General features: G+C 63.4%; 18 protein-coding genes. 8 read left to right on the top strand and 10 right to left on the bottom strand.

Features of this window, described 5'->3' with window-relative positions:
• Nucleotides 1-37: 37 nt before the first annotated feature.
• The 4 genes from WBA38_RS05745 to WBA38_RS05760 form a co-directional block, all read right to left on the bottom strand.
• Nucleotides 38-445, bottom strand: a complete 408-nt coding sequence (locus tag WBA38_RS05745; RefSeq protein WP_424322283.1) for a hypothetical protein — start codon at nt 443-445, stop codon at nt 38-40.
• Nucleotides 446-572: 127 nt separating this feature from the next.
• Nucleotides 573-2912: an endopeptidase La gene (gene lon / locus WBA38_RS05750; protein WP_424296100.1), complete on the bottom strand. Its 2340-nt coding sequence runs from the start codon at nt 2910-2912 to the stop codon at nt 573-575.
• Nucleotides 2913-2991: 79 nt separating this feature from the next.
• On the bottom strand, nt 2992-3591 hold the full coding sequence (locus WBA38_RS05755) for a glyoxalase (protein ID WP_424296098.1): 600 nt from the start codon (nt 3589-3591) through the stop codon (nt 2992-2994).
• A 149-nt stretch (nt 3592-3740) separates the two neighbouring features.
• Nucleotides 3741-4865 carry an NDMA-dependent alcohol dehydrogenase gene (locus tag WBA38_RS05760; protein WP_424322284.1) on the bottom strand — a complete coding sequence of 375 codons (1125 nt, stop codon included), beginning with the start codon at nt 4863-4865 and terminating at the stop codon, nt 3741-3743.
• 128 nt (nt 4866-4993) lie between these two features.
• Here WBA38_RS05760 and WBA38_RS05765 point away from each other — a divergent pair, with 128 nt between their 5' ends.
• From WBA38_RS05765 to WBA38_RS05775, 3 genes are all read left to right on the top strand, one after another.
• Nucleotides 4994-6028, top strand: a complete 1035-nt coding sequence (locus tag WBA38_RS05765; protein WP_424293262.1) for an alpha/beta hydrolase — start codon at nt 4994-4996, stop codon at nt 6026-6028.
• Nucleotides 6029-6041: 13 nt separating this feature from the next.
• Nucleotides 6042-8189: an acyltransferase family protein gene (locus WBA38_RS05770; protein WP_424322285.1), complete on the top strand. Its 2148-nt coding sequence runs from the start codon at nt 6042-6044 to the stop codon at nt 8187-8189.
• Nucleotides 8190-8273: 84 nt separating this feature from the next.
• A complete protein-coding gene (locus WBA38_RS05775; protein ID WP_424293264.1) occupies nt 8274-8501 on the top strand; it encodes a hexameric tyrosine-coordinated heme protein in 228 nt (75 codons plus the stop codon).
• A gap of 24 nt (nt 8502-8525) precedes the next feature.
• Here WBA38_RS05775 and WBA38_RS05780 read toward each other — a convergent pair whose 3' ends face one another.
• The 4 genes from WBA38_RS05780 to WBA38_RS05795 all read right to left on the bottom strand — a co-directional run bounded on the left by WBA38_RS05780 (nt 8526) and on the right by WBA38_RS05795 (nt 11693).
• Complete coding sequence (locus tag WBA38_RS05780; RefSeq protein ID WP_424322286.1) at nt 8526-9128, bottom strand: hypothetical protein; 603 nt, start codon at nt 9126-9128, stop codon at nt 8526-8528.
• A gap of 31 nt (nt 9129-9159) precedes the next feature.
• Nucleotides 9160-9768, bottom strand: coding sequence for a SanA/YdcF family protein (locus WBA38_RS05785; RefSeq protein WP_424293266.1), 609 nt, complete (start codon nt 9766-9768; stop codon nt 9160-9162).
• A 24-nt stretch (nt 9769-9792) separates the two neighbouring features.
• Nucleotides 9793-10161, bottom strand: coding sequence for a hypothetical protein (locus WBA38_RS05790; RefSeq protein ID WP_424293267.1), 369 nt, complete (start codon nt 10159-10161; stop codon nt 9793-9795).
• A 257-nt stretch (nt 10162-10418) separates the two neighbouring features.
• The gene (locus WBA38_RS05795; RefSeq protein WP_424293268.1) at nt 10419-11693 is read right to left on the bottom strand and encodes a hypothetical protein; all 1275 of its coding nucleotides are present in this window, start codon (nt 11691-11693) and stop codon (nt 10419-10421) included.
• Nucleotides 11694-12063: 370 nt separating this feature from the next.
• Here WBA38_RS05795 and WBA38_RS05800 point away from each other — a divergent pair, with 370 nt between their 5' ends.
• Entirely contained in the window at nt 12064-15102 is a 3039-nt protein-coding gene (locus WBA38_RS05800; protein WP_424293269.1) for a (Fe-S)-binding protein, read from the top strand.
• A 116-nt stretch (nt 15103-15218) separates the two neighbouring features.
• On the opposite strand, the gene WBA38_RS05805 is transcribed toward WBA38_RS05800, so the two are convergent.
• Together WBA38_RS05805 and WBA38_RS05810 are read right to left on the bottom strand one after the other, a co-directional pair.
• Nucleotides 15219-16127, bottom strand: coding sequence for a hypothetical protein (locus tag WBA38_RS05805; protein WP_424293270.1), 909 nt, complete (start codon nt 16125-16127; stop codon nt 15219-15221).
• A 101-nt stretch (nt 16128-16228) separates the two neighbouring features.
• On the bottom strand, nt 16229-17101 hold the full coding sequence (locus WBA38_RS05810; protein ID WP_424293271.1) for an exodeoxyribonuclease III: 873 nt from the start codon (nt 17099-17101) through the stop codon (nt 16229-16231).
• A gap of 58 nt (nt 17102-17159) precedes the next feature.
• Here WBA38_RS05810 and WBA38_RS05815 point away from each other — a divergent pair, with 58 nt between their 5' ends.
• The 4 genes from WBA38_RS05815 (at nt 17160) to WBA38_RS05830 (ending at nt 22388) form a co-directional block, all read left to right on the top strand.
• A complete protein-coding gene (locus WBA38_RS05815) occupies nt 17160-18413 on the top strand; it encodes a pyridoxal phosphate-dependent aminotransferase (RefSeq protein ID WP_424322287.1) in 1254 nt (417 codons plus the stop codon).
• A gap of 136 nt (nt 18414-18549) precedes the next feature.
• Nucleotides 18550-20322, top strand: coding sequence for an SDR family oxidoreductase (locus tag WBA38_RS05820; protein ID WP_424322288.1), 1773 nt, complete (start codon nt 18550-18552; stop codon nt 20320-20322).
• A gap of 18 nt (nt 20323-20340) precedes the next feature.
• Complete coding sequence (locus tag WBA38_RS05825; RefSeq protein ID WP_424293274.1) at nt 20341-21252, top strand: metal-dependent hydrolase; 912 nt, start codon at nt 20341-20343, stop codon at nt 21250-21252.
• Nucleotides 21252-22388, top strand: a complete 1137-nt coding sequence (locus WBA38_RS05830; RefSeq protein WP_424293282.1) for a PDR/VanB family oxidoreductase — start codon at nt 21252-21254, stop codon at nt 22386-22388. The genes WBA38_RS05825 and WBA38_RS05830 overlap by 1 nt, the downstream gene beginning before the upstream one ends.
• Nucleotides 22389-22397: the final 9 nt, after the last annotated feature.

Below are 22397 nucleotides of genomic sequence, written 5' to 3' on the forward strand. Positions count from 1 at the left end.
GAGTTGGGGAGGGCCGCCACTGTTTGATGTTGAGCCGCTACTTTCTGGCTTCGACAACCAGGAGCACTGCCACCACCGTGGTCACCGACCCGACGAGCGCGACAGCGCTGCCAACATGGGCACTGAACCCGTCGTTCGGGAAGAAGACGCACATCACGGCGGCGAGCGTCCCAAAGACGGCGAAGGCCTCCGCCGCATTCGCGCGCTTCCAGTCGAGGATGCCCATCAGCCGGAAGATCATCAGGATCAGGACGCCGATCGCACTGCCACCGGCGTACCAATGCCACGAGCTCCCCTGCGCGTCGAAGCCGTTCAGAGTGGTCGCCGGGTCGCCGGACACTTGGTACCAGGGCATCACGTACGAGACCAGTGTCAACACAGCCCCCGCCATAGCGACAACGGCGGCAGGCGAGAACCCGGTGTAGGTCTCGCGGTTTCGTGCCATCTCTTCTCCGACCGTCGTGCAGGCCCGTCGCTCCCCGATTGAGGTTGCGCTGTAATCGTTTTGGACCATACTCACGCAAAAGTGGCCGGTCGGTCATCAGAACGACAACCGACCGGCCACCCTAGTTTTACGCTGCCGCGTGCGCTTCGACAGCCTCCTCCAAAGCCTGCGCGACGATCACCGCAACGTCGGTCATCGGGCGCACGTCGAGCTTGTCGAGGACTTCGGCTGGCACGTCGTCGAGGTCGGCCTCGTTGCGCTGCGGGATGAAGATGGTCTTCAGCCCGTTGCGTTGCGCGGCCAGCAACTTCTGCTTGACGCCGCCGATCGGGAGGACCCGACCGTTCAGCGTGACCTCGCCGGTCATGCCGACATCGCTGCGGACGCGACGACCGGTCAGCATCGACACCAGCGCCGTCACCATCGTGACACCCGCCGACGGACCGTCCTTCGGGACCGCGCCCGCCGGGAAGTGGATGTGCACCGTCCCGTTCAGCGCGGCCGGATCGATCCCGAAGTCGGCAGCGTGGGCCTGAACGTAGCTCAGCGCAATCTGCGCCGACTCCTTCATCACGTCACCCAACTGTCCAGTCAGCTTCAGTTGCGGGCCGGTCGGCGCATCCTTGTCCGACGTTCCGGCAGCCTTGAGCGCCTCGATGAACAGCACGTCGCCGCCCATGCCCGTCACAGCCAAGCCGGTCGCGACGCCAGGCACCTCGGTGCGTTCGGCAGTCTCCGGCATGAACCGCGGACGGCCCAGGTAGTCGTTGAGATCGGCGACGTCGACGACGATGCGTTCGCCGTCGGCCTTCACCGCCACCTTGCGGGCCACCTTCGCGAGCATCCGCTCGAACTGTCGCACGCCCGGTTCGCGGGTGTAGTTGGCGGCAATTTCGCGGAGTGCAGCGTCGGTGACTTCAACGTCGTCGGACGTCAGTGCGGCACGTTCCATCTGACGCGGGACCAGGTAGTCCCGGGCGATGGCGACCTTGTCGTCCTCGGTGTAGCCGTCGATCGTGACCAATTCCATGCGGTCGATCAGGGCCGACGGAATGTTCTCGACAACGTTGGCGGTCGCGAGGAACACCACGTCCGACAAGTCGAGGTCCAGGTCCAGGTAGTGGTCGCGGAACGTGTGGTTCTGCGCTGGATCGAGCACCTCGAGCAAGGCAGCGGCGGGGTCGCCGCGGTAGTCGGAACCAACCTTGTCGATCTCGTCGAGCAGCACGACCGGGTTCATCGATCCCGCTTCACCGATAGCTCGCACAATACGGCCAGGCAAGGCACCGACGTAGGTGCGACGGTGACCGCGGATCTCGGCCTCATCGCGCACGCCACCAAGAGCAACGCGCACAAAGTTGCGGCCCAACGCCCGAGCCACCGACTCGCCGAGCGACGTCTTACCGACGCCGGGAGGTCCAGCCAGAAGCATCACGGCACCTGACCCACGACCGCCAACAACGGACAGTCCGCGCTCAGCACGCCGCGACCGGACAGCCAGGTATTCGACGATCCGGTCTTTCACATCGTCGAGGCCGTGATGGTCGGCGTCGAGGATTTCCCGAGCGCCAGCCAAGTCCGTTGCGTCGTCCGTCGTGACCGACCACGGCAGATCGAGGACAGTATCGAGCCAGGTGCGGATCCAACCCGTTTCCGGACTCTGGTCGCTGGCACGTTCCAGCTTCCCGACCTCCCGCAACGCCGCCTCGCGGACATTGTCGGGCAAGTCGGCCGCTTCCACCCGACCGCGGTAATCTTCGGCGCCGTCGGGCTCGTCTTCGCCGAGTTCCTTGCGGATGGCGTTGAGTTGCTGGCGCAGCAGGAATTCCTTCTGCGTCTTCTCCATGCCGTCGCGGACGTCGTTGGCGATCTTGTCGCTGACTTCCGTTTCGGCCAGATTGTCGCTGGTCCAAGAGATCAGTAGGCGCAGTCGTTCATCGACGTCCGGGGTTTCGAGGAGTTCACGCTTTTGGTTGTCGTTCATCCACGAGGCGTAGCCGGCGGTGTCGGCGAGGGCCGACGGTTCGGTGATCTTGTTGACGGCGTCGATCACCTGCCAGGCCTCACGACGCTGGAGCATCGCGAGGATCACCTTGCGGTACTCGGCGGCTAATGCCGCCGTGGCGTCGGTGGTGGCCGATTCGTCGACCGTCTCCACCTCCACCCAGAGCGCTGCGCCCGGCCCGGTGGTGCCGGTACCGATGTGGGCGCGTTGTTCGCCGCGGACCACCGCGACCGAGTTGTCCCGTCCGGGCATACGCCCGACCTGCATGATTGACGCGATGACGCCGTACGTCGGGTAGCGGTCGTCGAGGCGCGGAGCAATCAGCAGTTTGCCGTCGTCGCTGGCGCGGGCGGCGTCGACGGCCGCCTGCGCGGTGTCGTCGAGCGGGACCGGGACCACCATTCCGGGCAGCACCACCAGGTCGGGGACAAAGAGGACGGGAACTGAATAAGTGTCAGACATCAAACCTCCAAAGTTAAGCCTGTCCGACTCAACCCATGGGGGTTGCGGTTTGTTCCGGGGTGGTGTTCGCCGTCAGCGATCAGGCCCAAACAAACCCGTCCGGGTCGACGAAGCCCGGTCCGGCACCGCCGATCACCAGCCGATGCGACCCGCTTCCTTCCGGTGAAACGCCGGCGTCCTTCGCTGCAGCCTTGCGTCCGTAGAGCGCCAAGGTGACTGCGCCGTCGCCGCCGAACTCGACGTACTTGCGGCCGAAACTCTTCTCGACCGGCAGGCCTTGCTCTTCGTAGAACGACTTGCTGACGGAAATATCGCCGGTGCCGAGAAGGAGAACCATCGAGTCGATGGTCCGCGGTGGTGCTCCGGTGGGCTTCTTCGACGACGCCGCGACCTTCCAGATGGCGCCATCGGGCGCCTGCAGCACGCCGCCGTAACCCCAGAACGACTTTTTCGCCGGCTTGATCTCTCGGGCACCGGCAGCCAGAGCCGGTTCGATGAAGGAGTCGACGACCGTCGGATCAGCCACGACGAGCGAGGTGACGAAACCGCGGAAGCCGGACGAGGGTTCCGCACCTTCGACGAGTTGGAGACGGTCGGAGATTCCGAACGCGCTGTCGTAGAACTTTTGCGCCGACGCCACGTCGTTGACCTGAAGGGTGATTGCGTTGATTTTTGTCATGCCTTCGACGCTACGACCTGGCACGAGCGTGCGCTTCTTGAAAACTGATCGATGTCAGCACCCCCCACAACCACTTACTCCGTCGATTAGGCCCAAATACTGGGCCTAATCAACGGAGTAAGTGATCTGGTCAACCTAGAAGCGTGGGCCTACCAGTCGGACTCGTCGAAGACGACCATGCCGCGGATGTTGTTGCCTTCGAGCATGTCGTCGTAGGCGCGGTTGATGTCTTCCAGCTTGTAGGTCTGGGTCACGAGGTCCGAGAGGTTGAGCTGCCCTGCGCGGTACTCGTTAAGGAGCTTCGGAACCTGGGTGCGGGGGCCTGCGCCACCGAAAATGGCGCCCTGAAGGCGCTTCTGCAGCAGCGTCATCTCGAACAGGTTGAGGCTCACGTCCATGGCGGCGTAATCACCCATGCCGACAACAACCGCCTGGCCACCCTTGCCGGTCAACGCCATGGCGGGCGCAATGTATTCGCCCTTCATCTCGCCAATGGTGAGGACAACGGTGTTGGCCATGGTGCCCCACGTCATTTCGCCGACCGCCGGAATGGCGGCCTCCATGCTCTCGAACGTGTGGGTCGCGCCGAGCTTCTCGGCCATGTCGCGTTTGAACTTCACCGGGTCAACAGCCACGACGTGCCGTGCGCCAGCAGCCTTCGCACCCTGGATCGCGTTAATACCGACCCCGCCGATACCGACAACGACGACGGTGTCGCCGACGCGCGTGCCGCCAATCTCGGTGACCGAACCCCAACCGGTCGCGATACCGCAACCAAGGAGCGCCGCCTGCTGCAGCGGAATGTCGTCCTCGATCTTCACCAGCGACGCCTGGTTGACGGTGATGTACGGCGAGAACGTGCCAAGCAAGCACATCTGAGTAAGACCGACGTCGCCTTGGGTGACGCGGTGCGTCTTGTCCGAAATCGAAAGGCCAGTCAGCAGGCCGGCACCCTCGTCACAGATGTTCTGCGCGCCTCGCGAACACGGGCCACAAACGCCGCAAGCGGGGATGAACGCGGTGACGACGTGGTCGCCCTCGGCGAACCGGGTGACGCCTTCGCCCACCTTGACGACAACGCCCGCACCCTCGTGACCGCCGACCACCGGGAACGGTGCCGGACTCTGTCCGGTCCGGAGGTGGTGGTCGGAGTGGCACAAGCCGGTACTAGCCAGGCGCACCTGAACCTCGCCGGCAACCGGGTCGCCGAGCTCGACCTCCTCAATTTGCCACTCCTCGTTAACCCCATGCAGGACTGCGGCTTTCGTCTTCATCGCGATCACGCCTACTTTCCACTTGTGTGTCTGCCATCACAGATGACGGTCGTATCTCATCCTGGCCGTGAATCGGCAGTCGCGCAGGACTTAAGGGAAACGCAAGGAGTCTTCCGAACAATGGAGACGTGAAACTCGCGCGCAGGCACCCGCTACTCACCAGCGCCGCGTGGACCTTGCTGGCGGCACTGGCAGTTGTGGCGCTGCTAATCCCGCAGGCCTCGGCTCGGCCAACCAATCGGGTCGTGAAGCCGACCGCGCAGCACTCCGTGACGTACGCGCCGACCGCCCGGATCCCGTACCGGGCCGTCAACGCCGATCCCACTCAGAATTACGCCGACCTCTTCCTTCCCGCCGACTACTCCAGTCGCACCAACATCCCGATCGCGGTGCTGATCCATGGCGGATCATGGGCTCGCGGGGTCACCGCCCGGAGCTTCAACCACCTCGCGCACGACCTCACCACCCGCGGAATCGCCGTCTACAACGTCGAATACCGTCGCGTCGGGACCGGCGGCGGCTGGCCGACCACCTTCACCGACGTCGGGACCGCACTCGATAATCTTCCACTCGTCGCGCAGAGATACCCGCAGATTGGCCTCGCAAACTCGGTCCTGGTCGGCCACAGTGCGGGTGCCCAACTGGCGGCGTGGGCTGGGCTTCGGACTACCGCCGAACCGGCGCTGTCGCTGGGTGCCCCGCGTTGGATACCGTCGAGGATCGTCAGCATCTCCGGCCCACTCGATATGCGGATGGCGGCCCGGCACGGCGACAGCCGCATCGTTCGAGTACTCGGCGGCTCGCCGACCGCAGTCGCCAGCAGGTACCGCACTGTTGACCCGATGCAGGTCGCCAACCGCGCCGATGCCAGCGCCCCCACCTTCATCGCCATCCACGGCACTTCCGACCACGTGGTGTCCGACCTGAACTCTGTCCTCTTTATGTCCGAGTACCTTGCGCACGGGGGCCACGGGGAACTCCGACTACTCCCCGGCATCACCCACACCTCCATGTTTCGGGGAAAGTCGCCAACCTATGCATCGCTCGTCGAACTGATTGCGACAGCCGCCACCACAAACCCCGGCCCACCGGTCGGACGTCGCTCGGACGACGGACAACGCGCCGAACCGGCAGAATGGCAATTGTCTACGCCACCCCAGTAGCATCCGCATGGTGATGTCTGTACGGAACGGTTCGGCGAAGCTCTCACCGCCTCGTCCCAATGAGGACGCCGCGACAGGCAACACATCCGGTTACCGTCTCGATCTGGACGGCCTTCGCGGTATCGCAATATTCCTCGTCGCCGTCTTCCACGTGTGGTTTGGCCGCGTTTCGGGCGGCGTCGACGTCTTCCTCACGCTGTCCGGTTACTTCTTCGTCGCCTCACTGCTTAAGCACGTGGTGAAGACGCAGCCCACGAATGTGTCGTGGCGCGAAGCCGTGAATCCGTGGCCGCGGTTGTCGCGCCTGCTGCGTCGCCTGATTCCGGCGATGTTCTTGCTCCTGGCGCTCATCGCGGCGGGCGTGTGGTGGCTGATGCCGACCACCCGTTGGGGCCCGCTCGGCAAAGAGATCATCGCGTCGGCGCTCTATTACCAGAACTATCACCTGGCGTTTCTGTCGCAGGATTACGGCGCAGCCAACTCGGCCGTCAGTCCCATGCAGCACCTGTGGTCAATGTCGATGCAGGGGCAGTTCTTTGTCCTCACCCTGCTGACGGCCCTTGCCCTCGGCGGCCTCCTCAAGTGGGGCGGCAAGCGCTGGGAAGTCCTGACCAGGTACAACGTAATCCGCGGGATCGTTGGCGGGGCCCTTCTCGCCGTCACCGTCGTATCGTTCGCATGGGCCAACTACCGCCACGGCATCAACCAACCGTTCAACTACTACGACACCGTCGCCCGCATGTGGGAACCAATGGCTGGCGGACTGCTCGCCATCTGGATGCCGCGCCTGGCGATAGCGAACTGGCTCCGGAACCTGCTGACCGTCTTCGCGGTCACAATGATCGCCACGTCGGGCATTTGGATCGCAGGCGTCCAGGAGTACCCGGGTCTGCTCGCCTTGGTGCCGGTCGGTTCCACCCTCTTGCTGATTTGGATCGGCTCGTCGGCCACCGCGCCCCGCCCGGTTCCCGGCAACGACCTCAGCTTCGCCGGCCGCGTGTTAGCCCATCCGTGGATCGTGTGGCTCGGTTCCATCGCATACTCGCTGTACCTCATCCACTGGCCGCTGCTGGTGTTCTACCTGAGTTGGCGGGGCATCGACCACGCCACCTTCGTCGAAGGCACCGCGATTTTGCTGATCTCGGTGCTCGCCGCGTGGGTGATGACGCGATACCTCGAGGCTCCGCTCCGAGCAGGTCGCGGCGGCGGCTTCTCGCAGCGGTACCGGCGGATCCTCACAATCGGCTTGGTCATCGCGTCGCTGTTCGCGTTCACCAGCGCCGGATATTGGCAGTATCGGCAGAGCAAACTGATCATCGATACCGCCAACCTCGACGCCCGCCAGTACCCCGGTGCCCGCGCCCTACTCGATGGCGCGCCTGTGCCCGCAGTCCCCGTCGCACCATCGCCGGAAGCGGCCGCCAACGATTGGCCGCTCAGCCACGGCCCCAACTTCTCCAACTTCGGCGACCCAGCCATCAAGGTCGGCGTGTACGGCGATCCCGCCGGTACCCACACCATGGCGGTCGTCGGCGGATCGCACTCCGAACATTGGATGACGGCCCTCGACGAGATCGGCAAAGAGCGCGGCTTCCGTGTCACCACTTACATGAAGGCCGGTTGCGCACTGTCGACCGAGGCCGAAGTCGAAATCGACGGTCGTACGTTGACCGAGTGCAACGACTGGACGCGCCGCGTGATGGATAAGCTCGCCGTCGACAAGCCCGATGTGGTGTTCACGACGGCCACGCGGCCAGCGGACGACCGAGCGAAAGGCGACGTGGTCCCCAAGGGGTATATCGACATCTTCGACGAGTTCCGCGAACGCGGGCAGAAGGTCGTTGCCGTCCGCGACACCCCGTGGCCGCGGGGCGCAAAGTCGCCGCCGGACTGCCTGGCGTCGGGCAACCTGCCGCGTGTGTGCGGCGTGTCACGAGCCCGCGCACTGTCGCCGGTGAATCCGGCGGATGCGTTGATCCCCGACTACCCGAACATGTCGTTCCTCGACTACAGCGATGGTTTCTGCACGGCCGACTACTGTTCGGCGGTTGTCGGCAACATCCTCGTCTGGCACGACCGTCACCACGTCTCGACGGCGTTTATGCGGAGCCTGGTGCCATTCCTGGATCGCGACCTGCAGAAGGCCACCGGTTGGTGGTAGTCGGGCGAAATATCCGACCCTCCAAGTAAAATCGGCATGCCCGATGCGACTTTTCGCCGGGCTAGCGAATCGAGAGGGAAACACATGACTGACACCTGGCTCACCAGCCTCACCACGAAGACTCCGCAAGAGGGTTTCGAACTCGCGATCACGCTGAGCCGACGTGGCGTTAAGTACACCCAGCCAGACGGCGAAGTGCTCCACAAGCTTCGCCCCAACTATGCAGAAGATGCCGACTCGCTGATCGCTGGCTCGCAGGTGGTGGCACTTAATTTCCAGACAGTCGCCGCCGCCAACAACTACTGGCGCTAACGAACGCCCGCTAATGGGTGCCCGCTAATGGACGGGAGAGCGGCCGCCGAAGTGACACACCACGGCGGCGGCCCGCCCCCGCGCAGCAGCCGTCACCAGCACCACTTCCCGAAACCCGTCGGTCCTGGCTTTCAGTAGCCCGCCGATCGCCGTGGCCGCAGGTTGCAGACTGCGCCCCTCGGGAAGCACGGCGACAATCGGAGCAGCACTGTCGACGGTGGCCAGGACATGTTCCACGGCGACCCGCGATGCACCCGTCGATGCTTCAGTTCCAGCTAGCACCAGTGCCGCACCATCTGCGACGACGAGAACCACCCCGCCGCGCTGTGCCAGCACCGATGAGCCAACCGCGATCGAGGACGGCACCCCACAGCCGTCCTCGACCACGTCCAATGCGGTGACGGATTGCCCCCGTACGCGCAAACCTGCGCACACTCCGGCCGCAGATTGCGATGGCCTGTCACCCCAGTGCGACGGTGCCACGTAGATGACACACGACAGTTCTTCGACGTCACGTCCGGCGTCGTCAAACGCGTCACGGGCAGACTGGAGTTCGTCGTGCTCGTGAACCGCAATCCCGGTCACCACGACAGCACGGTTCATCCGGTCGCGGGGGTCGTCAGCCATTCCCCCACGCTACGGCCGCAGGCACCCCTAATCAGCCGTCCGAATGACCGGCGCGCAGCGCGTCGATGACGGCGCGCGGCCGGGACAGCAGCGCCTCACGAAATTGGTTGCGAATCAGGCTGAGGGTTGAGCATTGATTGCACGGCGCGATCACACCGGTGGCATCGATTCCCCACGCCTGGCACAGCGTCACCGCTCTCGCGATGTGGAAGTTCTGGGTCACGATCGTGGCCGAGTCGATGCCGTAGATCGCGGCCGCACGACGACATGTCGCATTGGTGTTGAGACCGAGACGGTCGTCGGTGATGGCCGTCGACGGTACGCCAGCGGCCTCGAGATAGTTCCGCATCACCGTAACTTCGTTACCTGCGGAGTCGGAATCGTTGCCGGAGTTTAGGATTCGATCGATACGACCATCCCGATAGGCCGCAATGGCAACGTCGAGGCGGGCTCCGACGTAGTCGCCGACCTGGCCGTCGCGGACCTTGGCGCCAAGCACAATCATGGTGCGCGGCGCATCCTCAGCGATTGCCGCGGCGTCGACCACGCGTCCGCGCGACCCGAGCCACACCCACAGCGACGCAATCGTCACGAGGACTTCCACCGCGAGCACTGCGGCGGTCAGGAATCGAATGCGCACGCGATCACGGTAGAGGACGCGACGTCAGCCCTCCAACGGCAGTTCTGTCCACGTCACTTCGGCGGTGTCGAGGGACACGAGGACCTTCTCGTAGAAGCAATCGACGACGTAACCCAGCGACTCAGCCACATCCTGGCCGCCGGAAGAGAAGACCATATCGGCACCCCCATCTCCGGCGGCCAGAAGTTCGACGCTGCACCCACCGCCAGAGAAGACATTGCTGCCCTCTTCTCGCGAGAGGCTAGCCAACCAGTCGTTCAGCAATGCATCCAACTGCGCGGGATCCGCGCCGCGCAGCATCATCGCGAGGCTGGCCTTCTTCCTGAGGCCCGGATTATCTGGGCCCCAGATCCAGTCCATGTTCATGGTGTAGCGCAGGTTCGCCTCGCTCATGAGTTCTCAACTTTCCGGCGTTTAGAAAGCCCGCCCCGTGCGAGTGCTCGGGGCGGGCTTTGGAGAATCTTCAGGCTAGGCCATGCCGCTTGTCATCAAGGCCACCGTTGCACCCACAGCGAAGTAGCTCGTCACCTGTTTGCGAATTCGAGCCCAAACGGTCATCGTCGGTCCTCTCTGAATCACTTGGTCAGCTTTTGCTTGACCCCAACATAAGCTCAAGTGACACGTATCACATACAGATTCCCCAATTCCGATTATTCGGTCACGAGACTGCTGTCGTCAGCGGCCGGTGCGGCAGCTTCCTCAACAACCGGCTCGACGACGGGTGCGTCAACAACCGGGTCAGCAACCGACTCCACGACGGGCTCTACGACAGTCGGCTCCGGGGCAGGCTCCACGACGGGCTCGACGACGGTCGGCTCCGGGGCAGGCGCTGCGGCAATCTCCGGCGCCAAGACGGTCGATTCGGCAACGGGAGTCACGTCGGCCGGTGCGGGCACTTGTTGCTGGGCTTGGGTCTGCCCGAAGAGGTCAGTACCCAACTTCGGGCCGTCGTCGGTCATCGTCACGCGCAGAAGGTCGCTCGTGAAGGACGGAATTACCTTTCCGGTCAGAATGTCGGTGACCGACGCCGGGAAAGGTGCCGCGATGCCCAGGGCAGCGACAGTATCGAGCAGGTCGTTCAGCGGCGCCAACGGCGCGGCGAAGGTCAGCGAGAACGGATTCTTGATCGCATATACGACGGGCCCGTCCCCCTGCTGCGACTTCTGGAAGATGAATGCCACGCTGGTGCACGAGGAGAAATTCTCGCCGGTCACACCGTCCGACACTTGCGCCGATCCGTAGGCCGCAGTACAGATGGCCGACGACAGCTTGGGGTCGGACGCGCCGGATGCGGCATCGAGGACGCCGACCGCCGAGGCAAAACCACCGAGCGCGGTGGCCGAAGCATTCTCGCCCATACCCAGCGCAATCGCGATGCCAGCAGGCAGTGCCAGCACTGAAGTCTTAGACATGCCCGTTGCGATCGAGAGTCCAAGTCCTCCGATTGCACGCGAGTCGGCCACTCCGCCGAGTGACCCCACCGAGATCGCGGCCGAGGCGATCGCGTGGGCGTTCGCGTTTGCGGTACCCGCGACGGAGATTGCCGATGCGAGGCCCGAACCAGTGATGGTCGCCGACCCTGCATCGACGAAATCGCCGAGGATCGGCTTCAGGCTGATTGCCGTTGCCGAGTTGAGGTCGGACAGATTGATTCCGGCGTCCGGCAGGATCAGCCCGAGGAGACCGTCACCCAGTTTGGCAATGATGGCCGGTGCCGCTTTGCGGCAGTTCGCGGTGTCGCCGAACTCGGTCGCTGCCGCGTCGCCCGGTTGGCAGACCACAACGGGGAGGTCCGGTGCTGCCTGGGCTGGCGCCGGGGCGATACCGGTTGCCAAGAGTGCGGAGGAGGCGGCCAGCGCCGTCACCCCCGCGAGCATTCTGGGGGTGCGACGCCTGGTGCGCGGCCGGTCGTTAAGCAAGGTCACGTGGGACTTCTTTCGGTAGTGATGGAGAGAAAAGCCAAAGTTTGCGCGCGCCCCCGAAAGTCCAAATAGACCCGCTTGCGAACTTCTACTGAAGAGTAACTTTGGTGTGACGTGCCACACCTTCAATCGTTCAGCTGACACAAATCGGCGGCACAAAATTGACGTTGCGCGTCAGATGAACGTGACGCAGCATGCACCCAACCAACTAGACCCACTTATTACTCGTGGGTAACATGAGTCCACGCAGACCGTGAACAGGAATCTCCCCGCCAACTTAGGTAATCCTTTGCAGCGCTGAGCAGGGTTGACCAATTACGGTTACCAGGAATAAAGGTTCGGTACGACCTGGAAAGAAAGGCCGGTACTTCCAGTGACAACCACTACCGCTGTGATCGGAACCATCGCAGCGCTGATCAGTCTCGTCTGTTGGGCGCTCTTTTTACGCGGTGTCTTCACGATGGTGCGCTCGATCGCACAAGGACAGAAGGTCGAATCCGAGCGATTCGCCTACCCGCTTAAACGCCTCGGGACGATGCTCAAAGAGTTCGTCGCCCACACCCGTATGACCAAGTTCCGCACCGTCGGATGGGCTCACTGGCTGGTGATGTTCGGCTTCCTGCTGGGCGCGATCTTCTGGTTTGAGGCGTACGGCCAGATCTACGATCCCGCCTTCCACTGGCCGATCATCGGCAGCTGGAACATCTACATCTTTGCTGACGAAATCCTCGGCCTCGGAACGGTAATCGGCATCGTTACGCTGATCATCCTTCGCCAGCTGAACCACCCCCGCCTGCCCAAGCGCCTCTCGCGCTTCTCCGGTTCGCGTTTCGGTGCCGCCTACTTTGTTGAGCTGGTTGTGCTCATCGAAGGCCTCGGCATGATCTTCGTGAAGACCTTCAAGATTTCCTCGGGCCTCGAAGATCCGCCAATGTGGACCTCATTCTTCACCAAGAACTTTGCGCAGCTGTTCGACGGAAGCTCTGTCTACTGGGTTACCGCCGCTGCCGTCGTGAAGCTGATGAGCGGCATGATCTGGCTGGCCGTGGTTGGTCTCAACATCGACTGGGGTGTCGCTTGGCACCGCTTCTCGGCATTCCCCAACATCCTGTTCAAGCGCGAATCTGACGGCGGCGTCGCACTGGGTGCAGCCAAGCCGATGATGAGCCAGGGCAAGGTCCTCGACATGGAGACCGCCGACCCCGACGTCGACGCGTTCGGCGCAGGCAAGATCGAAGACTTCAGCTGGAAGGGCTGGCTCGACTTCACCACCTGTACCGAGTGTGGTCGTTGCCAGAGCCAGTGCCCCGCATGGAACACCGGTAAGCCGCTGTCGCCGAAGCTGATGATGATGTCGCTGCGCGACCATGGTCAGGCCAAGGCCCCGTACCTGTTCGCCGGTGGCCGCAAGGACATGGGTGGCGACGAAGTCGGCATCGTCGACAAGGACGGAAACGTCGACGAAGCACGTCTAGCGAAGGTCCCCGAGGCTGCCCGCCTCGAAGCCGGGCGCAAGCTGGTCGGCGAATCCGAAGGCACCACCGGCGCCGTCATCGACGCCGAAGCGCTGTGGAGCTGCACCATGTGTGGCGCCTGCGTGGAACAGTGCCCCGTCGACATCGAGCACGTCGACCACTTCATCGACATGCGCCGCTACCAGGTGCTGATCGAGTCGGACTTCCCGTCCGAGCTGGCTGGCATGTTCAAGAATCTCGAGAACAAGGGCAACCCGTGGGGCCAGAACGCCTCACAGCGCACCGCCTGGATCGACGAGATGGACATCAACATTCCGGTGTACGGCAAGGACACCGACTCATTTGAGGGCTACGAGTACCTCTTCTGGGTTGGTTGTGCCGGCGCCTACGAGGACCGCGCCAAGCGCACCACAAAGGCCGTCGCCGAACTGCTCGATATCGCGGCCGTCGACTTCATGGTGCTGGGTGAGGGCGAAACCTGTAACGGTGACTCCGCTCGTCGTGCAGGTAACGAGTTCCTGTTCCAGATGCTGGCGCAGCAGAACATCGAAACCTTCAACGAACTGTTTGCGACCGCTCCCGAGCAGCGCAAGAAGATCGTCGTGACCTGTGCCCACTGCTTCAATGCCATCGGCAACGAATACCCGCAGCTGGGCGGCAAGTACGAGGTTGTCCACCACACGCAGCTGCTGAACCGCTTGGTCCGCGAGAAGCGTTTGGTTCCGGTGGCTCCGCCGGCCGGTGAGCAGATCACCTACCACGACCCGTGCTACCTGGGCCGTCACAACCAGATCTACGATGCGCCTCGCGAACTCGTGGAGTCGTCCGGATCGACCCTCACCGAGATGCCTCGCCACGGCGAGCGTTCCATGTGCTGTGGTGCCGGTGGTGCCCGCATGTGGATGGAGGAGCAGACCGGTAAGCGCATCAACATCGACCGTGCCGATGAGGCGCTGAACACGCTGAATTCGCGTCCCAAGGCTGCCGACGGCAGCAAGTCGGTCCGCAAGGTGGCGACGGGTTGCCCGTTCTGCCGCGTGATGCTGACCGACGGTGTCACAGCGCAGACCGCTGGCACCGAGGACGAGGGTCAGGTCGAGGTTGTTGACGTCGCGCAGATCATCCTGGACGGCGTGCTTCGCGGTCGTCAGCAGGTTGAGCGTGGCGGAAAGTTCCTGGGACCAATCCAGACCGAGCGGGCCCCCGAACCCGAACCGGTTGCGGCTGCACCGAAGGCTGCCGCGGCTGCCCCGGCTGCTGCGCCCGCCGCGGCAAAGCCCGCAGTTGGTTTGGCACCGAAGAGTGGCGGACTGAAAAAGCCGGGCGGCTTGAAGAAGCCCGGTGGCGCAGCACCTGCCGCTGCAGCTCCGGCGGCTCCCGCAGCCGAGGCCGCACCCGCAAAGGGTCTGGCCATGGGCGGCGGACTCAAGAAGCCCGGCGGCTTGAAGAAGCCGGGCGGCGCAAAGCCCGCAGCAGCACCGGCAGCTGAGGTCCCGGCAACCGAAGCTCCGGCAACCGAGGCAACCACTGCCAGCACCACCGGCGCAGCCAAGGGCTTCGGCATGGCAGGAGGCTTGAAGAAGCCCGGTGCCAAGAAGCCCGGTGCGGCTAAGCCTGCCGCAGCAGCTCCCGCCGCTGAGGCAACCCCGGTTGCTGAAGCTCCGGCCGCTGAGACTGCTCCGGTTGCTGAAGCACCCGCAGTCACCGAGGGCACCAAAGGTGCAGCGAAGGGCTTCGGCATGGCAGGAGGCTTGAAGAAGCCGGGTGCCAAGAAGCCCGGTGCAGCTAAGCCTGCTGCAGCAGCTCCCGCCGCTGAGGCAACTCCGGTTGCTGAGGCTGCTCCGGCTGCCGAGCCCGAAGCTCCCACCGAGGCCGGTCCGGCCAAGGCCAAGGGATTCGGCATGGCTCCCGGCAAGAAGCGCCCCGGAGGCAAGTAAGCACTAAGCAAAAATGCCCGGCTGCACATAGGTGCAGCCGGGCTTTTTTGTTGGCGTTCAACGTTGCCTACATTTTCCTGATTTTCCGGGCACGATGTCGACAACGTTTGCGGGAGCTACTGCCGTCGGGCATTCACCGCATCGGCAACCTCCCGCATGGTTGCGTGCGTGTGGCGCGTCATCATTTCCCACGTGTAGATCAGCGGTAGCCAGCCAGCACCGCCGATCACATTGGTTTTGTGCTGGTCCCGCTGCCACTGCCTGTTGTCGCGGTGAAACTTCCAGCCATGGATCTCGATAGCGATGCGCTCGGAAACCCACGCGAAATCGAGGCGCATACCGCAGAACGGGAATTGCTGGGTCCATCCGGTGATCCCGTATTCGCGTAGGAGCTTCGCGAATAGTCGTTCGGCCGCCGACTCAGAAACATCTTCAGCTGCGGCGAGGAGTCTGCGCGCCTGCCGCATGCCGTGCGCTCCCGAGTTACGACTGAGGCTGGCGCGAAGCTCGGTCAGACCCACTAGATGAATTTGCAGCGCGCGATCCATCATGGAGATGCCTTCCTCAAGCTCGGCCGAAGCGGCGAGAACTGTCAGCGGAAGCCCGGTCACAGAAATCCCCCGAACCACGGCGACGTCCTCCGCTGGGAAGGTTCGGCTTTTCATCTCGACCTCGACCGAACACACCACCTGCTTTCTCGCGGTCCTCGGTATCGAAACGGTGATGGGACTTGGCAACTCCGGAATCAGTCCGTGCCACCACGCTGCCGCCGTCCTGTCGAGCACTCCCCTGTGTGCAGCCACTGCGATCCGGACTCTCGCCGCTGGCGAAAGCTGATGCTCAGCAGAAAGATAAACACCGCTCGCCTCTGCGGTCCACAGTCCCGAATCAAGACGACCTTGGATCCGGTTTCGCGACATTCCCAGGGCAGCTGCCTGCGCCTTCGTAATCACGCCGTCGTGGTCGGCAAGGTGCTGCGCAACAGCCAACGCCGACTGGTTCAGGACCGATGTTTTCTCCCCCATGCGTCTTTAGACGCATTTGCCGCGCGTTCGGTTCCCTCGACACGCAACGTTGCCCACATTTTTCCTGGTTTTCCGGGCACGATGTCGACAACGTTCGCGACTCAACTGCGCTCGTACCCCACGACCACCGGCGCGTGGTCCGACAGCCGCTCGTCCGGGCTGGTCTCCTTGTCCACTTGCACCCATCGGGCGCGTTTGGCGAGGCCCGGCGTGGCGAGTTGGTGATCGATACGCCAGCCGACGTCTTTGGTGAACGACTCGCCCGCCCAACTCCACCAGCTCAGTGGCCCGGGGCGATCGCCGTGTAACTGTCGGACCACATCGACGAGTTTCCGCGGCGAAAGTTGGTCACCGAGCCAGGCGCGCTCTTCGGGGAGGAAGCCTTCCATCTTGCGGGCGGGCCGCCAGTTGGTGACATCGTGTTCGAGGTGCGCGATGTTGAGGTCGCCGATAAGGAGGAACTCGCGACCGGCCCGTTTGGCCGCCAGTCGGTTTCGGTCGAGTTCGCGGGCAAAGCCGTCGAGGAAGGTCATCTTGCGCTGGTGCTTGGCACCTCCGTCGGGCTTCTCTCGAATATTTCCCGGGCGTTGCAGGTTGGCGGGGAGCCCGCCTTTCGGTAGGTAAAGGCAAGCCACCGTGAGGGGTTCCTCACCCAAATCCACTTCGATGTACCGACCGTGATGGGCGTACGGCGCCAGCCCCCGCGCTTTGGGCGGATGCGTCACCCAGGTGCGGTGCGCCAGCGGCGGCACGCGCGTGGCAATCGCGACGCCATTGCGCCCGGGAATCGAGCCGGAATCAAAACACACGGTGTATCCAGGGAATTCGCCGACCAACTCGGCGGGGCTGCGTAGTTCTTGGATGCCAATCACGTCGGGTTGCCTGCGGGCGAGCCACTCGTCGAATCCGCGCCTGCGAGCGGCGCGAATACCGTTGACGTTAAATGAAGCGATCTTCAGCTCGCGGGTTGTCACGCTCACAACTATGCCCGTGCGATGCAATTCGGTTGCGCCGGGCTGACAGAATAAGTCCATGAGCCGACCTCGCGTATCGCACCCCAACGTTCATCTGCGGCCACTCGGGCAGTCTGAGAAGCTGCAGAATGTCTGCTACGAGATCCGCGGCCCCGTGCACGAGCATGCGGCGCGACTCGAATCCGAGGGTCACCGGATCATGAAGCTGAACATCGGCAACCCCGCGTTGTTCGGGTTTGAAGCACCCGACGTGATCATGCGCGACATGATCCACGCGCTCCCCTTCTCTCAGGGTTATTCGGAGTCGGCCGGCGTGCTATCGGCCCGTCGGGCAGTGGTCACGCGCTACGAGCTGATCCTCGACTTTCCGTACTTCGACGTCGACGACGTGCTGTTGGGCAACGGTGTTTCCGAGCTCATCACCATGACGATGCAGGCCCTGCTGAACACCGGCGACGAGGTGCTCATCCCGTCACCGGACTACCCACTGTGGACTGCGATGACGGCGCTTTCGGGCGGCACCCCTGTGCACTATCAGTGCGACGAGAACAACGGCTGGAATCCCAGCATCGAGGACATCGAAGCCAAGATCACGCCGAACACCAAGGCGATCGTGGTGATCAACCCGAATAACCCGACGGGCGCGGTGTATTCGCGCGAGGTGCTGCAGCGCTTGGTAGACCTCGCCCGCAAGCATTCGCTGCTGATTTTGGCCGACGAGATTTACGACAAGATCCTCTACGACGATGCCGAGCACATCAACATCGCGTCGTTGGCTCCGGACTTGTTGGTGTTGACGTTCAACGGATTGTCGAAGGCGTATCGCGTGTGCGGTTACCGCGCGGGCTGGGTGGTTCGGACGGGTCCGAAGGATCACGCCAAGGGCTTTATCGAGGGTATGGGCGTGCTGGCGTCGACGCGCCTTTGTGCCAATGTGCCCGCACAGCACGCGATTCAGGTGGCGTTGGGCGGCTACCAGTCCATCGATGCGCTGACCGCACCGGGCGGACGGCTGTACGAACAGCGCAATGTGACTTGGCAGAAGCTGAACGAGATTCCCGGAGTGAGCTGTGTGAAACCCATGGGCGCGCTGTACGCCTTCCCTCGGCTCGATCCCGATGTCTACGACATCCGCGACGACGAGCAGCTGGTGCAGGATTTGCTGTTGCAGGAGAAAATTCTGGTTGTGCAAGGGTCCGGTTTCAACCTGTCTGATACCCACCATTTCCGGATTGTGACGCTGCCGTGGGCACAGGATTTGTCAGAGGCCATTGAGCGGATCGGCAACTTCCTGGTGTCGTACCGCCAGTAACTTCGCCCAAACTTAGCCCCGCATCTGCGTATACTCGCAGGTGCGGGGCTTTTTTCTGGTTGTGCTAACAAGTGCTAGCAGTTGTTTGTAACTGGTGGTAACGTCTAACGAAATCCATGATTGAGGGAGACACGGCATGGCCGACTGGCACAGCTTTAACGTCACCGGAGACGGTTTCGACCTGGCAGCATTCTCATACGGCAGCGCTGGCAAAGACACCGCCGACAAGCCCGTGGTCCTACTCATTCACGGATGGCCCGACACCCACCACCTCTGGGACAACGTGGCACCGCAGCTCGCCGAAAAGTACCGCGTCTACGCCTACGACACACGCGGATTCGGCGAAAGCGACCGGCCGACCGCCGTCGCCGACTACCGGCTCGACACCCTCGCGCAAGACATGCTGGCCGTGGCCCGCGCCGTCAATCCCGATGGCAAGACGCATATCGTCGCGCACGACTGGGGTTCGGTGCAGGCCTGGGAAACGGTGACGACCCCGGGCGCCGAGGATCTGATCGCGTCGTTCACCTCGGTGTCTGGCCCCAACCTCGACTTCCTCGGCAAGTGGGCGCACGACAAGGTCTCGAACCCCACGCCGCGCAATATTCGTCAGGCGCTCTCGCAGGTTGCCTCGTCCGCCTACACCGGATTCTTCCAGGTGCCCGGTGCCTCGGACCTGTTCTTCCGCACCTTCGGCTCCGACAAGGTCTGGACCGAGTTCTTGCATTTCGTCGAAGGCACGCCCCGAGAGAACGCCACGTTTGCGCCGACTCTGCGCGAGGACATGATTAGCGGCCTCAAGCTGTACCGCGCCAACATTCGCGGCAAGTTGGCGAAGCCGAACCCGCGCACGACCGCTATCCCGGTTTTGGAGATCGTCAACGACCGCGACGTCGCCCTGCGCCCCGCCATCTACGACGGCACGTCCGACTACGCGGGCAAGCTCTGGCGCAAGCGCAGCACCACCGGGCACTGGTTGCCGTACACCAATCCCGACTACTTGGCGGCGTCTGCCAGCGAGTTCATTGACCTCGTGGAGCGTGGCGCTTCTGCGGCGCCGAACACGATCGACCGCGCTCATGTGGTCGGCAAGGCACCGGAACTGATCGGCAAGCTCGCCGTCGTTACCGGCGCAGGCAGCGGCATCGGCCGCGAAACCGCGTTCGCGCTCGCCGACCTCGGTGCCGAGTTGGTGCTCGCCGACATCGACGTTGACTCCGCAGAAGAAACAGCGACGCAGTGCAAGGCCAAGGGTGTCTTGACCACCGTCTACCGACTCGACGTCTCCGATTCGGCAGCCGTCACCGTGTTCGCCGACACCGTTCGCGAAGCCCACGGTGTCGCCGACATCGTGATCAACAATGCTGGCATCGCCCTCGCCGGTTCGGCATTGGCCGCCAGCGACGAGCAGGTGGATCGTCTCCTCGCGATCAACCTTCGCGGCGTCATCAGCGGCAGTCGTGCCTTCGGCAAGCAGATGGTGGAACGCGGCACGGGCGGCCATATCGTGAACCTCGCCTCGGCCGCCGCGTTCACTCCGTCGCGCGACCTCGGCCTGTACGCCGCCAGCAAGGCCGGTGTTTTGATGTTCTCCGAGTCGCTGCGGGCTGAGCTGGCCGAGCACCGCATTGGGGTGTCGGCAATTTGCCCGGGCATCGTGCACACCAACATCACGTCGAAAACTGAGTTTGCCGGGGCCGACGACCAAGATGCCCTTCGCAAGAAGGTCGACGGCTTCTACGAGAAGCGCAACTTCACTCCCGACCGTGTCGCCAGCCAGATTGTTGCGTCTATCCGCAGCAACAAGGCCGTTGTACCGGTGACGCCGGAGGCCGAGGTTGGCTACCGCATTTACCGATTCTTCCCGTGGGCTTCGCGTATCGGTGCCCGCCAGCAAGTCGCCAAGTAAGCACCCCTGGAGGCCCAGATGACTACCGCACCAACGCATTCCGATACCGCTACCGACCCCGGCAAGGTGGAGTTGCACGCCCGCAACGTGGTTTTTGACCTTTCGGGTGCACCGCTGCATTGGATTCCCAATCATCCGATGTCGTCGAACATGATCTCGGTGTTGAACCTGCTGCTCCCCGAGGGCGAGCGCTGGTTTGTCGAGACATTTAACGAAGCGCTGCCGATGATCAAGGACGACGCCCTCGCCGCCGACATTCGCGGTTTTGTGGGCCAGGAGGCCATGCACGCCGAGGTTCACGATCGTGCCGTGAAGGACTGGATGCTCGATCAGGGTGTCGATCCGACCGCGTACTTGCAGCAGATGGAGTGGATTTTCCGCCGTGTGCTGGGACCACGCGAGAACCGGTCGGCCAAACAGAAGCAGAAGGACCTCATCGAGCGGTTGTGGCTCATCGCCGCCATCGAGCACTACACGGCACTGCTCGGCGATTTTGCACTGAACTGTTCGTGGGCCGAGAAGGGCGGCCATCCGGGGATGGTCGACATGTTCACCTGGCACGGTGCCGAGGAAGTTGAGCACCGGGCGGTGGCGCACGAGGCGGCAGCCTATTTCGCCGACAGCCCTCTGCGGCGCGCTCGATCGATGAGCTTGGCCCTGCCGTTCTTGGCGTGGCTGCTGCTCCGCGGTTTCCGGTTCATCAACAGCCAGGATCCGTCGGTGTCGCATTTGAGCCCGTTGGCGAAGTCGAAGCTGGCGGTAACAAGCTACTTCCGGGATTCGCGCCAGGGCGTGTTCCCAAAAATCTCGGGTCTCGCGGTCGCGACGCTCAGCTATTTCAAGCCGGGTTTCACGCCGACCGACATCGGCGATACTGCGCAGGCTGTGGCCTTCCTCGCCACGTCACCGGGAGCTCGACGGGCGGCGTGATCGTGGTTCCAAACGAAGAGCGGGCACCGCGCCAGATCGACTTGTCGGCGGAGCCCCCACATTTGTACGGCAGGTTCCGGCGGGACCCGCTGATGCGGCTCATCACGGGTATCGGCAAGGTGTGGTTCCCCCTGTGGGCACCGATGTCGCCGCTGCGGGATCGGGCTGCCATCGATCACATTCAGACGCTCGACATTGTTGACCGTGAAGTGGTGGCGGTCGACGACAACGTGATCGCGTTGACCTTTGCCGCACCCGACCGGTCGATTCTTCCGCAGTGGCATCCGGGTGCCCATCTGGATTTGTTGTTGCCGTCGGGCAAGATGCGCGAGTATTCGCTGTGTGGCGATCCGGGCGACCGCACCACCTACCGGATTGCGGTGCGCCGCATCCCGGACGGCGGCGGCGGTTCCATCGAGGTGCACGACAGCCTGCGGGTGGGCGATTCGGTGCAGATCAAGGGTCCGCGGAATGCGTTCCCCTTGGTGTTGCCCGGTCACGGTTCGCCGACGACGAAGCTGCGGTTTGTGGCTGCGGGTATTGGTATCACCCCGATCATGCCGATGCTGGCGATGGCTGACCGGTATGGCTTGGACTGGTCGATGGTGTACGCGGGACGGTCGGCGGATTCGATTCCGTTCCTTGACGAACTTGCCCGCTACGGCAGCAAGGTGACCGTCCGGACCGACGACGTAGACGGGTTGCCGTCGATGGCCGACCTTGTTGGGCCCGTTCCTGATTCAGATGCTGGTCTGTCGGTGTATTGCTGCGGTCCGGTGCCGATGCTGGAGGGGCTGCGGGTGTTCCTGGCCGAGCGGAGTGACATTGAACTGCACTTTGAGCGGTTCTCGCCGCCCCCAATTCTCGACGGCACCGAGTTCGATGTGGTCATCGGTTCGACGGGCCACACCGAGACGGTCGCAGCGGATGAGTCGGTCTTGACGGCGTTGCGCCGGGTAAATCCGGCTCAGCCGTACTCCTGCCAGCAGGGGTTCTGCGGGACCTGCCGGATGAAGACAATTTCGGGCGACGTCGACCACCGCGACGGCTTGCTGACGCAGTCAGAACGCGACGAAGGTTGGTTCCTCCCCTGCGTGTCCCGGTGCAACGACGACACGTTGAAGGTCGACATGTGAGTGGCAGCC

It is taken from the genome of Gordonia sp. (in: high G+C Gram-positive bacteria) (assembly GCF_049647785.1).
Taxonomy (GTDB): domain Bacteria; phylum Actinomycetota; class Actinomycetes; order Mycobacteriales; family Mycobacteriaceae; genus Gordonia.

Coding starts and splice junctions, on each gene's coding strand:
- WBA38_RS05745 (WP_424322283.1), bottom strand. CDS start 445: ATGGCACGAAACCGCGAGACCTACACCGGGTTCTCGCCTGCCGCCGTT.
- lon (WP_424296100.1), bottom strand. CDS start 2,912: ATGTCTGACACTTATTCAGTTCCCGTCCTCTTTGTCCCCGACCTGGTG.
- WBA38_RS05755 (WP_424296098.1), bottom strand. CDS start 3,591: ATGACAAAAATCAACGCAATCACCCTTCAGGTCAACGACGTGGCGTCG.
- WBA38_RS05760 (WP_424322284.1), bottom strand. CDS start 4,865: ATGAAGACGAAAGCCGCAGTCCTGCATGGGGTTAACGAGGAGTGGCAA.
- WBA38_RS05770 (WP_424322285.1), top strand. CDS start 6,042: ATGTCTGTACGGAACGGTTCGGCGAAGCTCTCACCGCCTCGTCCCAAT.
- WBA38_RS05775 (WP_424293264.1), top strand. CDS start 8,274: ATGACTGACACCTGGCTCACCAGCCTCACCACGAAGACTCCGCAAGAG.
- WBA38_RS05780 (WP_424322286.1), bottom strand. CDS start 9,128: ATGGCTGACGACCCCCGCGACCGGATGAACCGTGCTGTCGTGGTGACC.
- WBA38_RS05790 (WP_424293267.1), bottom strand. CDS start 10,161: ATGAGCGAGGCGAACCTGCGCTACACCATGAACATGGACTGGATCTGG.
- WBA38_RS05805 (WP_424293270.1), bottom strand. CDS start 16,127: ATGGGGGAGAAAACATCGGTCCTGAACCAGTCGGCGTTGGCTGTTGCG.
- WBA38_RS05815 (WP_424322287.1), top strand. CDS start 17,160: ATGAGCCGACCTCGCGTATCGCACCCCAACGTTCATCTGCGGCCACTC.
- WBA38_RS05820 (WP_424322288.1), top strand. CDS start 18,550: ATGGCCGACTGGCACAGCTTTAACGTCACCGGAGACGGTTTCGACCTG.
- WBA38_RS05825 (WP_424293274.1), top strand. CDS start 20,341: ATGACTACCGCACCAACGCATTCCGATACCGCTACCGACCCCGGCAAG.